Raw genomic sequence first — 15,392 nt, forward strand, 5'->3', positions numbered from 1 at the left:
ATTTTTTATGCATGTGTCCCACATGAGTACAGCTTTAGACTTTAGTTAGTGCATCTCCTGTAGGAGTCGTAGCAAATTACTGTCATTTTTTTAAAATTAATCAATCATTTATCATTAGTAATTAGTCGAACTCATATAAAGGCCAATACAGACTTTATTTTTAAACTATATTTTAATTAACTTGAAGTGCGGGGTATTTATAATTTTAAATAAAGTAAAATCTAATATGAATCAGATTGAATTAAAATAAGAAGTTTAATAAGAAAGTAAGAATTGATGACAAGAGTATTAAAGTGATGCAACCACTCAAACAACCGAATGGGCCACAACCACAACCGACATTTTTCGTATAGTTATATGACTGGTGTTGTTGTGTACCAGCGTATGGTTTTTGACTATGCTTATTAAAATGATCTGGGTTCTTATATCGTTGGTCATCCGGATCGATAACCTCTGGTTGATCTTTTTGTGACATAGTTTTTCCTCCAAAATAGTATTATAAAGCTATTTTAATGATAATAGGACAACCATTCAATCATTCACGCTTGTAAAAGCTCAAGAATGTGAATAATATGTGTTTATATTATTATATGTACTATTAAAAAATAATAAGTATGAATGATTAATTGATGTTTTTAACGGGTATTAAATTATTGTAGGCAGTTACAAAAGTAACTAAAATTTTAATGGTCAATAGTCAATAATTAAAAGATAGGTATTTCCCTTGCAATTTGAAAAATATAGTAGTAGTATTGCTGTTATAAGAGGTTATATTTTTTTGTCCCACCAGGGACGCAAAAAGTCAATCTATGGTTAGAACTTGACCCTTTAAATGGAAATGGAGGTGGATAGTAGTGAAGGACTTGATAAAAATTCAACAAAAGTTAATTCCAGAAATTGTTGAAAAGATGTATCGTCGTTTTTCAATACTCACTACTATCTCCAAGCATCAACCCGTAGGTAGACGAAGTTTAAGTGAATACATGGATTTGACTGAACGTGTATTGCGTTCTGAAACAGATATATTGAAGAAACAAGAACTTATCAAAGTTAAACCGACAGGTATGGAAATAACTGAAGAAGGTGAAACAACGATTCGTCAATTGAATAGCTATTTCAATATTTATTCAGATGATCATCATCTTGCGCAAGTTATTAAAGAGCAGTACAACATCAAAGAAGTTTACGTCATACCTGGCGATTCAGATGCTGATAAAACAGTTAAGGTTGAGTTGTCACGTCAGGCGGGACAACTTGTAGAAGATATTCTTTACGAACATGCAATAGTTTCTGTGACTGGTGGTTCAACAATGGCATATGTTAGCGAAGCCATGCACAAGCAACCGTATAATGTATTATTCGTACCGCGCGTGGAGGGCTTGGTGAAAATGTTGTATATCAAGCGAATACGATTGCCGCAAGTATGGCGAAGCAAACGAACGGTGATTATACCACATTGTATGTCCCAGATAATGTAAGTGAGACAACATATAACACGCTTATGTTAGAACCATCAGTCATCCATTCACTTGAGAAAATTAAAGAATCCAATATTACAATCCACGGCATTGGTGATGCGCTGAAGATGGCGCGAAGACGTCAATCACCTAGTGAAGTTATAGAGAAACTTCAACATCACAATGCCTCGGGAGAAGCATTTGGATATTATTTCGATGATCAGGGTGACATTGTCCATAAAGTGAAAACGATTGGACTACAGTTAGAAGATCTTGAGTCGAAGAAGTTTATCTTTGCCGTAGCTGGGGGTAGATCAAAAGGAGAAGCTATTAAAGCTTACCTTTCAATTGCACCCAATAACACTGTATTAATCACAGACGAAGTCATGGCAAGAGTAATCGCAAAACAATAGTAATAAAAGGTGAAAAACACTTTTTAAATATCATTTTAAAGGAGGCCATTATAATGGCAGTTAAAGTAGCAATTAATGGTTTTGGTAGAATTGGACGTTTAGCATTTAGAAGAATTCAAGACGTAGAAGGTATTGACGTAGTAGCAGTTAACGATTTAACAGATGACGAAATGTTAGCTCATTTATTAAAATATGACACTACACAAGGTCGCTTCACAGGAGAAGTTGAAGTAGAAAAAGACGGATTCCGTGTAAATGGTCAAGAAGTTAAATCATTCTCAGAACCTGAACCAAGTAAATTACCTTGGAAAGACTTAGACATCGATGTTGTTTTAGAATGTACTGGTTTCTTCGCTGATAAAGAAAAAGCAGAAGCTCACATTGACGCTGGCGCTAAAAAAGTATTAATCTCTGCACCAGCAACAGGCGACTTAAAAACAATCGTTTATAACACTAACCACAGTGAATTAGATGGTTCAGAAACAGTTGTTTCAGGTGCTTCATGTACTACTAACTCATTAGCTCCAGTAGCTAAAGTTTTAAATGATGACTTCGGCTTAGTTGAAGGTTTCATGACTACTATTCACGCATATACTGGTGACCAAAGTACTCAAGATGCTCCACACAGAAAAGGCGACAAACGTCGTGCACGTGCGACTGCTGAAAACATCATCCCTAACTCAACAGGTGCTCGCTAAAGCAATTGGTTTAGTAATCCCTGAAATCGATGGTAAATTAGACGGTGGCGCTCAACGTGTTCCAGTTGCTACTGGTTCATTAACTGAACTTACAGTTGTATTAGAAAAAGACGTAAGCGTTGAAGACGTTAACGCAAGCAATGAAAAATGCTTCAGACGAATCATTTGGTTACACTGAAGACGAAATCGTTTCTTCTGACGTAATCGGTATGACTTACGGTTCATTATTCGATGCAACACAAACACGTGTTATGACAGTTGGAGATCACCAATTAGTTAAAATAGCTGCTTGGTACGATAACGAAATGTCTTACACTTCACAATTAGTTCGTACTTTAGAATATTTAGCTGACCAATCTAAATAATTCGGATTAAAAAATTAATTTAACAAGCTTAGATGTTGTTAAATTTAAACAATAAGCTTAGGAGTAAGCGGGGAGCACATCGCTTCTCCGCTTATTTTACTTTATTGTTCCATTCAGAGGAGGAAGCTTATATGGCTAAAAAAATTGTAACTGACATAGAATTAAAAGGTAAAACTGTACTTGTACGTGCAGATTTTAACGTACCAATGAAAGACGGCGAAATCACTGATGATAACCGTATCGTTCAAGCTTTACCAACAATCAAGCATATTATTGAACAAGGTGGAAAAGTAGTGTTATTCTCTCACCTAGGTAAAGTTAAAGAAGAAAGTGATAAAGCAGAATTAACTTTAAAACCAGTTGCTGAAGCATTAACAGAAAAATTAGGTAAAGATGTTGCGTTTGTACCTGAAACACGTGGCGAAAAGCTGGAACAATCTGTTAAAGCACTTAACGAAGGCGATGTACTTTTAGTTGAAAATACTCGTTTTGAAGACGTTGATGGTAAAAAAGAATCTAAAAATGATTCTGACTTAGGCAAATACTGGGCATCACTTGGCGATGTATTCGTAAATGATGCTTTCGGTACAGCTCACCGTGAGCACGCGTCTAACGTTGGTATCGCATCTAATTTAGAAACAGTTGCAGGATTCTTAATGGAAAAAGAAATTAAATATATCGGTGGCGTAGTTGAAAACCCTGATAAACCTGTAGTTGCAATTTTAGGTGGCGCTAAAGTTTCTGACAAAATTGGTGTCATCACGAACTTATTGAAAATTGCTGACAAAGTACTTATCGGTGGCGGAATGTCGTACACATTCTTTAAAGCGCAAGGTAAAGAAATTGGTTTATCGTTATTAGAAGAAGATAAAGTCGACTTTGCTAAAGAATTATTAGACCGTGCGAGCGATCAAATTGTTTTACCAGTAGATTGCAAAATTGCTAAAGAATTCTCAAATGACGCTGAAATCACAGAAGTATCTGTTGATGATATCCCAGCTGATCAAGAAGCAATGGATATTGGACCGAAAACAGTAGAATTATTCAAAGAACAATTACAAGGTGCGCATACAGTTATATGGAACGGACCAATGGGTGTATTTGAATTAAGTAACTTTGCTAAAGGTACGATTGGTATTTGTGAAGCAATCGCTGAACTAAAAGATGCTAACACAATTATCGGTGGTGGTGATTCAGCCGCAGCAGCAATTTCATTAGGATATGCAGATGACTTCAGTCACATTTCAACTGGTGGCGGCGCTTCATTAGAATATCTTGAAGGTAAAGAGCTACCAGGCGTTATCGCAATTGCTAACAAATAATTGCACGACTAAACATACAAGACATGATTATAGCTTTTAAATATTAATCATAAATTACTAATAGGAGTGTTATATAATGAGAAAACCAATTATCGCAGGTAACTGGAAAATGAATAAAACAGTTCAAGAAGCTAAAGATTTCGTTAATGCATTACCAACATTACCAGACACTAAAGAAGTAGAATCTGTAATTTGTGCGCCAGCAATTCAATTAGACGCATTAGTTACTTTAGTAAATGATGGTAAAGCACAAGGATTACAAATCGGTGCTCAAAATGCTTACTTCGAAGATAATGGCGCATTTACTGGTGAAACTTCTCCAGTTGCATTAGCAGACCTTGGTGTTAAATATGTTGTTATTGGACATTCAGAACGTCGTGAAATCTTCAAAGAAACTGACGAAGACATTAACAAAAAAGCACATGCTGTATTTAACCACGGTATGACACCAATCATTTGTGTTGGCGAAACTGATGAAGAACGCGAAAGTGGAAAAGCAAACGAAGTTGTTGGCAACCAAGTGAAAAAAGCAGTAGAAGGTTTATCTGAAGAGCAATTACAACAAGTAGTTATTGCTTATGAACCAATTTGGGCTATCGGTACTGGTAAATCATCAACTTCTGAAGATGCTAACGAAATGTGTGCATTTGTAAGAGAAACAGTTGCTGAGTTATCTAGTCAAACAGTAGCAGATGCAACTCGTATTCAATATGGTGGTAGTGTTAAACCTAACAACATTAAAGAATATATGGCTCAATCAGACATCGATGGCGCATTAGTAGGCGGCGCATCACTTAAAGTGGATGATTTTGTACAATTGTTAGAAGGTGCAAAATAATATGGCGAAACAACCAACTGCATTAATTATTTTAGACGGTTTTGCAAACAGAGAAACAGAACATGGTAATGCTGTAAAACTAGCTAATAAGCCTAATTTCGATCGTTACTACAGTAAATATCCAACAACGCAAATCGAAGCAAGTGGTTTAGATGTTGGTCTTCCTGAAGGTCAAATGGGTAATTCAGAAGTTGGTCATATGAATATTGGTGCTTGGACGTGTAGTTTATCAAAGTTTAACGCGTATCAATAAATCTATCGAAGACGGTGATTTCTTTGATAATGAAGTATTAAACAACGCAATTCAACACGTTAAAGACAATAATTCAGCGCTACATCTCTTTGGCTTATTGTCTGATGGTGGTGTTCATAGTCATTATAAACACTTGTTCGCATTATTAGAATTAGCTAAAAAACAAGGTGTTGAGAAAGTCTACGTTCACGCATTCTTAGACGGACGTGACGTAGATCAAAAATCATCACTAAAATATATCGAAGAAACGCAAGCTAAATTCGATGAACTTGGCATTGGCCAATTTGCATCTATTTCAGGCCGTTATTACGCAATGGATCGTGATAAACGTTGGGATAGAGAAGAAAAAGCTTATAATGCAATCCGTAATTTTAAAGGTGAAACTTTTGAATCAGCTAAAGCTGGTGTTGAAGCTAACTACGAGAAAGATTTAACAGACGAGTTTGTTGAACCATTTATCGTAAAAGATCAAAATGACGGTGTGAATGATGGCGACGCAGTTATTTTTTATAACTTCCGTCCCGACAGAGCAGGGCAACTTTCTGAAATCTTTACAGACAAAGCTTTCGAAGGTTTCGATGTTGAACAAATTGATGATTTATTTTATGCAACGTTTACAAAATATAACGACAATGTGAAAGCAGAAATCGTTTTTGAAAAAGTTGATTTAACAAATACTATCGGTGAAGTTGTTCAAGACAATGGTTTGAAACAATTGCGTATTGCGGAAACAGAAAAATTCCCGCATGTCACTTATTTCATGAGTGGTGGTCGTAATGCTGAATTTGAAGGTGAACGTCGTCGTTTAATTGACTCACCAAAAGTCGCAACTTACGATCTTAAACCAGAAATGAGTGCATACGAAGTTAAAGATGCATTGATTGAAGAATTAAATAAAGGCGACTTAGATTTAATCTTATTAAACTTTGCTAACCCTGACATGGTTGGACACAGTGGTATGCTTGAGCCAACAATTAAAGCAATAGAAGCTGTAGACGAATGTCTAGGCGAAGTGGTTGATAAGATTACAGAAATGCGTGGTCACGCTATCGTTACTGCAGACCATGGTAACTCAGACATGGTATTAACAGATGACGATAAACCAATGACTACGCATACGACAAATCCAGTTCCAGTTATCGTTACTAAAGAAGGCGTAACATTACGTGAAACAGGTCGTCTAGGTGACTTAGCACCAACATTATTAGATTTACTCAATGTAAACCAGCCAGAAGATATGACTGGTGAATCATTAATCAATCATTAATTTAATGAATTAAAATTTAGAGTGAAAATTGATGCTATAAATTTAGATAGAAGGGTTTCTTATTCTGATAATTTATAGCATCTATAAACAACACAAGAGAATTAAATTACTTTGTATTTATAGTATTTAAAGCTATAATGAAGATGAAATTTAATATTTCTAAACTACTTATTTATAAAGGAGATTATAAACATGCCAATTATTACAGATGTTTACGCACGCGAAGTCTTAGACTCACGCGGTAACCCAACAGTTGAAGTAGAAGTATTAACTGAGAGTGGCGCTTTTGGTCGCGCATTAGTTCCATCAGGTGCCTCTACTGGTGAACACGAAGCAGTAGAATTACGTGATGGTGATAAAGACCGTTACTTAGGTAAAGGTGTTATTAAAGCAGTTGAAAATGTAAACGAAATTATTGCACCAGAATTAGTTGAAGGTGAATTTTCAGTATTAGAACAAGTATCTATCGACAAAATGATGATCCAATTAGATGGTACTGAAAACAAAGGTAAATTAGGTGCTAACGCTATTCTTGGTGTATCACTAGCAGTAGCTCGTGCAACAGCTGATTTATTAGGCCAACCACTTTACAAATATTTAGGTGGATTCAACGGTACACAATTACCAGTTCCAATGATGAACATTGTTAATGGTGGTTCTCACTCTGATGCACCAATCGCATTCCAAGAGTTCATGGTATTACCAGTTGGAGCAGAAACATTTAAAGAATCATTACGTTGGGGTGCAGAAATTTTCCACAACTTAAAATCAATCCTTAAAAACCGTGGTTTAGAAACATCAGTTGGTGACGAAGGTGGATTCGCTCCTAAATTCGAAGGCACTGAAGACGCTGTAGAGACTATTTTAGAAGCGATTAAAGCAGTTGGTTTAGAACCAGGTAAAGATGTATTCTTAGGCTTTGACTGTGCATCTTCTGAGTTCTTTGAAGATGGCGTTTATAACTACGCTAAATTCGAAGGCGAAAATGGTAAAAAACGTAATGCTGAAGAACAAGTTGATTTCTTAGAAGAATTAGTTAACAAATATCCAATCATCTCTATTGAAGACGGTATGGACGAAAACGACTGGGACGGTTGGAAAGTATTAACTGAACGTATCGGTGACCGTGTACAATTAGTAGGTGACGATTTATTCGTTACAAACACTGTTAAATTAGAAGAAGGTATCGAAAAAGGTATCGGTAACTCAATCTTAATTAAAGTTAACCAAATCGGTACTTTAACTGAAACATTTGAAGCTATTGAAATGGCTCAAAAAGCTGGTTACACAGCAGTTATTTCTCACCGTTCAGGTGAAACAGAAGATACTTCAATTTCTGATATCGCTGTTGCAACAAATGCTGGTCAAATCAAAACAGGTTCATTATCAAGAACAGACCGTATTGCTAAATACAACCAATTATTACGTATTGAAGATGAATTATACGAAACTGCTAAGTTTGACGGACTTAAATCTTTCTATAACTTATCTAAATAATACCGCTTAAAAATTAAAGAGTTCACGCGCTAACACGCAAGTCATTTATGGCTTGCGTGTTTTTTAAAGTCCTACTATCTCAATGAAATTGAGATTAGTAGGACTTATGCAATAGCTTTAGCTATTGTAATCCTCAAGAGATCACTTTAGTGGTTAGGTCTTCTTATGCAATAGCTTTGCTATTGTAATCCCAAGAGGTCACTTGAGTGGTGCGCAGTTAATGAATACATCCGCTTAACTGGAGGTATGAAGGTATATGTAATCCTGACGCACAGAATTTGTAGTACTACCTTACTGTACGGTTATATAAATTATGTCACATAATTTATATAGTAAGACTTGCTTAAATTGTTCATCTTTCACTATGAAACTGATATAATTAAAGATGTAAATCATAGAAGGAGCCTTAATTTATATGGATGTAAAACCTAAATCAAAAGAAACAAAAACGGCTCATCTGATTGCTTATAGTTCATTAATCATCGCTATTCTTTATGCAGTACATTTATTTGTTGTTTTAGATGATAGTGTAATTAAACAATTACTTTTAAACAGTGAACAAAAGCCATCGGAAAATGCTGTTGGAACAATTAAAAATAGTTTTCAATTTACAGGCGTAATGTACATATTTGCTAACTTAGCAGGTATCATCGCCATCTGGAATAGACATACCTACTTGTGGTGGTTTATGTTTGCTGTATTCATCTCACAAATCTTGTATAATGTAGTTAATATCGGTCCAGTATATGGATCAATATTAGATGTTAAAGCTGGAATTAATTTAATTCCATTAACAGTTGTATTGATTATGTCATTTGTATTAGCGATTTATATGTTAGCTGTATCTATTAAACGTAAGAGTACGTTCAACAGATAGTAGTTTGCTAAAGAGGACGAACGTGTGGTATAATGCGATTCGTATATAATGAATGGAGGACAATTTTCATGCATACAGTAGTAATGATCATTTTAGTTTTAGTATGTATTGCATTAGTAACTGTTGTATTACTCCAAGAAGGTAAAAGTAATGGACTATCAGTGTGCGATAAGTGGTGGCGCCGAACAGTTATTTGGTAAACAAAAGCAACGCGGTGTCGATTTATTCTTGCATAGATTAACAATTATATTGTCTGTCATTTTCTTCTTGTTAATGTTAGGCATAAGTTATTTTGGTTTATAAGGTCCGACAATGTTAAAGTCGGGCTTTTTTATTTATAATAGATATGTTGTATGCTAAAAAGAAATTTATAAAAATTAATTAACTCGAAATCAAAGCATAAGCGAAAGGGTTGAATCACGATGCAAATCAAACTTCCAGAGCCGTTCTTTTTTGAAGAAGGCAACCGAGCTGTGTTATTATTACATGGTTTCACTGGGAATTCATCAGATGTAAGACAATTAGGTCGATTCTTACAGAAAAAAGGGTACACATCTTATGCGCCTCATTATGAAGGACATGCCGCACTCCCTGAAGAAATATTAAAATCCAGTCCTTTTGTATGGTTTAAAGAAGCATTAGACGGTTATGACTTTTTAGTCGAAAAAGGATACGATGAAATTGTAGTCGCTGGTTTGTCCCTTGGTGGTCGCTATGCATTAAAATTAAGCTTAAACAGAGATGTAAAGGGTATTATAACTATGTGTTCACCTATGTACATTAAGACGGAAGGGTCTATGTTTGATGGTGTACTAGAATATGCCCGCAATTTTAAAAAGTATCAAGGTAAAGACGAAACCACAATTAATAAAGAAATGGACGTTTTTCAACCTACTGAAACTTTAAAAGAGCTTCAAGGACAAATCCAAGATGTAAGAGATCATGTGGACGAAGTAATGGATCCATTATTGGTCGTTCAAGCAGAACAAGACCAAATGATCAATACAGATTCTGCAAACATTATATACAATGAGAGCGAGTCTGATGAAAAAGATATTAAATGGTATGCGAATTCCGGACATGTCATTACAATTGATAAAGAAAAAGAATTAGTATTTGAAGATGTATACCAATTTTTAGAATCATTAGATTGGTCTGAATAAAAATTATAGAATTATTTAAAAAGAGAAAGGAGGGGCATAATGAATTTAAAACCATCCATTGAAGAAATTATTAAACAACCAGATTATGAACCCATGTCTGTATCTGATTTTCAAGATGCATTAGGTTTAAATAGTGCCGACTCATTTAGAGACTTAATTAAGGTGCTTGTTGAATTAGAACAAACAGGTTTAATTCAACGTACAAAAACAGATAGATATCAACGCAAGGAATCTAACAAATCCCAACAATCAAAATTGGTGAAGGGTAAACTAAGCCAGAATAAAAAAGGCTTTGCATTCTTACGTCCAGAAGAAGGTGAAATGGATGATATCTTTATTCCACCTACAAAAATTAATAGAGCCATGGACGGTGATACAGTACTAGTAGAAGTACAAAATTCAAAGGGTGAACACAAAGGTAAGCTAGAGGGCGAAGTGAAATCGATAGAAACGCATTCAGTCACACAAGTGGTTGGTACATTTAGCGAAGCACGCCATTTTGGTTTTGTGTTACCAGATGATAAACGTATTATGCAAGACATCTTTATCGCTAAAGGACATAACTTAGGTGCTATAGACGGTCATAAAGTACTCGTACAGATCACTAAGTACGCAGATGGTACAAACAATCCCGAAGGACAAGTTTCGGCTATATTAGGCCATAAAAACGACCCAGGGGTAGATATATTATCAATCATTTATCAACATGGCATTGAAATTGAATTTCCAGACAATGTTTTAGCAGAAGCTGAAGCAGTACCGGATGAAATTGAACCATCACAAACTGAAGGTCGTCACGATTTACGTGATGAACTTACAATTACGATTGATGGCGCAGATGCTAAAGATTTAGATGATGCAATTGGAATTAAAAAGTTAAGTAACGGCCATACACAATTAACAGTCAGTATCGCTGACGTTAGTTATTATGTCACTGAAGGATCAGCCTTAGATGAAGAAGCATATAGTCGTGCTACAAGTGTCTATTTAGTTGACCGTGTGATTCCTATGATTCCACACCGCTTAAGTAACGGTATTTGTTCTTTAAACCCAGATGTTGATCGCTTAACATTGAGCTGTCGCATGGAATTTAATGAACGTGGAGAAGTCGTTAAGCATGAGATTTTTGATAGTGTGATACATTCAAATTATCGTATGACATATGATGAAGTGAATGAAATTATTACAGATCAAAATGCAGACACACGTGAAAAATTCAGTGAAGTCACACCAATGCTAGACTTAGCACAAGATCTATCACAGCGTTTAGTTAACATGAGAAGACGTCGTGGTGAAATCGACTTCGATATTAGTGAAGCAAAAGTAATCGTTAATGAAGAAGGTATCCCAACAGATGTAGAATTGAGAAAACGTGGCGAAGGGGAACGCTTAATCGAGTCATTTATGCTTGCAGCAAATGAAACGATAGCAGAACACTTCGATCACTTAGAAGTACCATTCATATATCGTGTTCACGAACAACCAAAATCAGAACGTTTACGTAAATTCTTTGATTTTATTACGAATTTTGGACTAATGATTCAAGGTACAGGAGAAGAAATCCATCCTTCAACATTACAAAAGATTCAACAAGAAGTTGAAGGCCAACCAGAACAAATGGTTATCTCAACAATGATGTTACGTTCAATGCAACAAGCACGCTATGATGATGTGAATTTAGGACACTTTGGCTTATCAGCTGAATACTATACACATTTCACGTCACCAATACGTAGATATCCTGATTTAATCGTACATAGATTAATACGTAAATATATTGTAGAACAATCTATGAACAATAAAGAGAAGTCAAAATGGGAAGCACTGTTACCAGAAATTGCTGATCATACATCTCAAAGAGAACGTAGAGCGATTGAAGCAGAGCGTGATACAGATGAACTTAAAAAATCAGAATATATGGTACAACATGTTGGCGAAGAATTCGAAGGTATTATAAGTTCAGTTGCTAATTTTGGTATGTTCGTTGAATTACCAAATACGATTGAAGGCATGGTACACGTTTCGAATATGACAGACGATTTTTACCATTTCGATGAACGTCAAATGGCAATGATTGGTGAACGTCAGGCTAAAGTATTCCGTATAGGCGACCCAGTTCAAATTAAAGTCATCAACGTAGACGTAGATGAGCGCATGATCGATTTCCAAATCGTTGGTATGCCATTACCTAAAAATGAACGTAGTCAAAGACCTTCACGTGGTAAGACAATCCAAGCGAATCCTCGTGGTAAATCATCAGATAAATCTAAAGATGATAGCAAGGATAAAACGAAACACAAACAACGTCGAGGTAAAAATCAACGTAACAACGATAAATCAAATAGTGGTAATACAAAACACAAACCATTTTATAAAGATAAAAATGTGAAAAATAAAGCACGTAAGAAGAAAAAATAACTCAACAAAGAGGTGAAACTCAATGCCAAAGAAAAAATCACCAGGAACACTAGCTGAAAATCGTAAAGCCAGACATGATTACGTCATTGAAGATACGATTGAAGCGGGCATTGTGTTACAAGGGACTGAGATTAAGTCAATTCGTCGTGGCAGTGCCAATCTTAAGGATAGTTATGCGCAAGTTAATCGCGGTGAAATGTATCTTAATAATATGCACATTGCCCCGTATGAAGAAGGCAATCGCTTTAACCATGATCCTCGCCGTTCACGTAAACTTTTATTGCACAAACGTCAAATTGAAAAATTAGGTGAGCGTACGAGAGAAGTGGGTTATTCGATTGTGCCATTGAAACTCTATTTAAAACATGGACACTGTAAAGTATTGTCGGGTGTTGCACGTGGTAAGAAAAATTACGATAAGCGACAAGCATTGAAAGATAAAGCAGTAAAACGTGACATGGATAGAGCGATGAAAGACCGTTATTAAGCGGATATATTGCCAAAGACCCTGATCTTTGGTAATATAATATGTGCTTTCTAAAAAGCTGAGCGATAAGCGTGAAGTGGACAGGAAGTGCATTTTATACTATTTAGGGGGCGTTTTTGGATTCGACAGGGGTACCATGAGCAGGTTAAGCGTGTCGGAGGGTTGTCTCCGTCACTAACACACACAGTTATAATAACTGGCAAAGAAAACAATAATTTCGCAGTAGCTGCGTAATAGCACTCTGCATCGCCTAACGGCATCTCCTATGTGCCGTTAACCGCGATTCAACCTTTAGTAGGATACGCTAGGCACTGCCGTTTGAAGTCTGCCTAGAAGAGATTAATCAAACTAGCATAATGATGGCCGTCTATCACTTACCATTATGCGAAACTCAATGATAGACTACACACGTAGAAAGATCTGTATCAGGACCTCTGGACGCGGGTTCGAATCCCGCCGTCTCCATATCAAAAGGCTTAGCCATTGTGGCTAAGCCTTTTTTGTATTTAAGTTGATACATATTTCAAATCTCACTGCCGCACGTAATTGATATCGTTTATTTTAATTCTAATTGTACCTGTTTTTTTAATCATAATTCGAGTTCCATCATGATTCCTTCGTTTGTTTTTATAAATCCATTTTTTGTATAAAATTTTGTCTGCTGGTTCTCCACCTGTAATTAGAAAAATTTTATATATTCCACTAAGTTTGAGTGAATTAGAGACAGAATTCATTAAATTTTTACCTATACCATTGTTTTGGAATTCAGGGACGACATGAAATTCGTCTATGCAAAATTGGCTCATGTCACTAAAATAATAGTCTATTCTACCTATGCACATGGCTATTATTTTATGATTTTCTTCAATGACATAACCTCTAGAATTAAAGCCGCTCATTGTAGCTTCAATTCTAAGTAACGCTTCTTTTTCAGACCAATCATTATACCATGGGGGCCCCTTATAAGCTGAAACCAAGTTTTTAGCACAATTATTATAATCTTCACTTTGAATTTTTCTGAATTCCATACGTATCCACCTTTTCATTGTATTTTAATTATAAATATATAATATTAACGAATAATTTATATGGTCTTATTAGAATTTTTTAATAATACCAGTTAGTTCATACAAATTTTGAATACTATCAGTTACATTATGAATATCATTTTCTCCATTTAATCTGTATATACTATGCATTCCCGCTAACTTAGATGCTTCATAATCGTTTTTAAAACTATCACCGATGAAAATACACTCACATAAATCTACTTCTAATTCTTTAGTCGCTTTTTCAAAAATAAGAGGATCAGGTTTTTTGATGTTTTCCTTTTCAGAAATTAAAATGACATCCATGTAGTGTTCGATTTTTAATGCTTTAATATTATTGTATTGGAAAGGATATTTTCCGTTTGTGATGATACCTATTTTGTAATTCTTTGAGACGAGTATATCTAACAATTCTTTTAGATTTGGATACGGTAAACAATGTTTTCTGAAATTGTTGATATAGTCATCTAGTAAAATGTCAGCGGTTATATGATTAATATTAAAGATATCTATTAATTGTGTATAAACTTTATCCTTCCAAACATAACCATTTTGATCTAACTCAATAAATTTACTTTTGAAAGTATTTTTATCAATATGGTTTAGGTAATTAATGAATTTGTCATATTGATAATCCATAAACTTATTTAACGAAGAAGGTCTATCTAAAATTGTTCCATCTAAATCAAATAAAATTCCTTTTATCATAAATTTAATACGCCCTAACCTCTATTATTTGAATATTCAATCAATTGAAACAATGATATCATATAATTCAAAGTATTTATTAGATTAAGGGGGAATTAAATATGAGTCTTTACATAGAAAACATGAATCAGCAAACTTTCAAAGTATTTTATGAGGAAAGTATAATTGAATATGCTCGCAGAACATGTTAAAAGTGGTGATTGGGAGAAGGATGGGTCAATTGAAAGAGCGCGTAGAGAATTTGAAAATTTACTGCCTGAGGGGTTAAATACAAGCAATCAATATTTACTGTCTGTGATAAATAATAGTGTGGATATAGGATACCTATGGCTCCATATATTTGCTGTTAAAGAAAAAAAGAAATGTTTTATTTATGATATTAAAATTAAAGATACATATAGAGGGCAAGGTTTAGGTACAAAAACGATGGAATGTATAGAAGAATACTGCAAAAATAAAAGAGTAGAAAGCATTGCTTTGCATGTATTCGGACACAATAAACGAGCTGTATCTTTATATAATAAAATGGGTTTCGAAACTACAAATTATCGTATGGAGAAAAAATTGAAGTGATTATATA

The 15,392-nt window shown here is 34.9% G+C and carries 11 protein-coding genes, 1 other RNA gene and 4 pseudogenes; 13 read left to right on the forward strand and 3 right to left on the reverse strand.

Annotated features, from left to right (window positions below; translation table 11 throughout):
* Window positions 1-241 precede the first annotated feature (241 nt).
* Entirely contained in the window at window positions 242-475 is a 234-nt protein-coding gene (locus ABLV90_RS07930) for a hypothetical protein (protein WP_069833345.1), read from the reverse strand.
* Between the two features lie 379 nt (window positions 476-854).
* Between ABLV90_RS07930 and ABLV90_RS07935 the strand changes: the two are divergent.
* The 12 genes and pseudogenes from ABLV90_RS07935 (at window position 855) to ssrA (ending at window position 13,523) form a co-directional block, all read left to right on the forward strand.
* Window positions 855-1,870, forward strand: a pseudogene (locus tag ABLV90_RS07935) (sugar-binding transcriptional regulator).
* Window positions 1,871-1,923: 53 nt separating this feature from the next.
* Window positions 1,924-2,933 (forward strand): annotated as a pseudogene (gene gap, locus ABLV90_RS07940) (type I glyceraldehyde-3-phosphate dehydrogenase).
* 131 nt (window positions 2,934-3,064) lie between these two features.
* Window positions 3,065-4,255: a phosphoglycerate kinase gene (locus ABLV90_RS07945; protein WP_427707603.1), complete on the forward strand. Its 1,191-nt coding sequence runs from the start codon at window positions 3,065-3,067 to the stop codon at window positions 4,253-4,255.
* A gap of 76 nt (window positions 4,256-4,331) precedes the next feature.
* Window positions 4,332-5,093 (forward strand): triose-phosphate isomerase, encoded by a 762-nt coding sequence (tpiA, locus tag ABLV90_RS07950; RefSeq protein WP_460872453.1) that lies wholly within the window; start codon window positions 4,332-4,334, stop codon window positions 5,091-5,093.
* Between the two features lies 1 nt (window position 5,094).
* Window positions 5,095-6,613: pseudogene (gene gpmI / locus ABLV90_RS07955) on the forward strand (2,3-bisphosphoglycerate-independent phosphoglycerate mutase).
* A gap of 192 nt (window positions 6,614-6,805) precedes the next feature.
* Window positions 6,806-8,110 (forward strand): surface-displayed alpha-enolase, encoded by a 1,305-nt coding sequence (gene eno / locus ABLV90_RS07960; RefSeq protein ID WP_460872454.1) that lies wholly within the window; start codon window positions 6,806-6,808, stop codon window positions 8,108-8,110.
* A gap of 415 nt (window positions 8,111-8,525) precedes the next feature.
* A complete protein-coding gene (locus ABLV90_RS07965; RefSeq protein WP_427705222.1) occupies window positions 8,526-8,987 on the forward strand; it encodes a hypothetical protein in 462 nt (153 codons plus the stop codon).
* A 68-nt stretch (window positions 8,988-9,055) separates the two neighbouring features.
* Window positions 9,056-9,290: pseudogene (gene secG, locus ABLV90_RS07970) on the forward strand (preprotein translocase subunit SecG).
* Window positions 9,291-9,409: 119 nt separating this feature from the next.
* Window positions 9,410-10,150, forward strand: a complete 741-nt coding sequence (locus tag ABLV90_RS07975; protein WP_460872455.1) for an alpha/beta hydrolase — start codon at window positions 9,410-9,412, stop codon at window positions 10,148-10,150.
* A gap of 39 nt (window positions 10,151-10,189) precedes the next feature.
* Window positions 10,190-12,568 carry a ribonuclease R gene (gene rnr, locus ABLV90_RS07980; RefSeq protein ID WP_069833349.1) on the forward strand — a complete coding sequence of 793 codons (2,379 nt, stop codon included), beginning with the start codon at window positions 10,190-10,192 and terminating at the stop codon, window positions 12,566-12,568.
* A 22-nt stretch (window positions 12,569-12,590) separates the two neighbouring features.
* Window positions 12,591-13,055, forward strand: a complete 465-nt coding sequence (gene smpB / locus ABLV90_RS07985; protein WP_460872456.1) for an SsrA-binding protein SmpB — start codon at window positions 12,591-12,593, stop codon at window positions 13,053-13,055.
* Between the two features lie 106 nt (window positions 13,056-13,161).
* Window positions 13,162-13,523, forward strand: a transfer-messenger RNA (tmRNA) gene (ssrA, locus tag ABLV90_RS07990).
* Between the two features lie 62 nt (window positions 13,524-13,585).
* Here ssrA and ABLV90_RS07995 read toward each other — a convergent pair.
* Window positions 13,586-14,083, reverse strand: a complete 498-nt coding sequence (locus ABLV90_RS07995; protein ID WP_460872457.1) for a GNAT family N-acetyltransferase — start codon at window positions 14,081-14,083, stop codon at window positions 13,586-13,588.
* 69 nt (window positions 14,084-14,152) lie between these two features.
* Window positions 14,153-14,812, reverse strand: a complete 660-nt coding sequence (locus ABLV90_RS08000; protein WP_460872458.1) for an HAD family hydrolase — start codon at window positions 14,810-14,812, stop codon at window positions 14,153-14,155.
* A 171-nt stretch (window positions 14,813-14,983) separates the two neighbouring features.
* Between ABLV90_RS08000 and ABLV90_RS08005 the strand changes: the two genes are divergently transcribed.
* A complete protein-coding gene (locus ABLV90_RS08005) occupies window positions 14,984-15,385 on the forward strand; it encodes a GNAT family N-acetyltransferase (RefSeq protein ID WP_460872459.1) in 402 nt (133 codons plus the stop codon).
* Window positions 15,386-15,392: the final 7 nt, after the last annotated feature.

The sequence above is a fragment of the Staphylococcus sp. 2S1 genome, assembly GCF_046721335.1.
GTDB lineage: Bacteria > Bacillota > Bacilli > Staphylococcales > Staphylococcaceae > Staphylococcus > Staphylococcus equorum_A.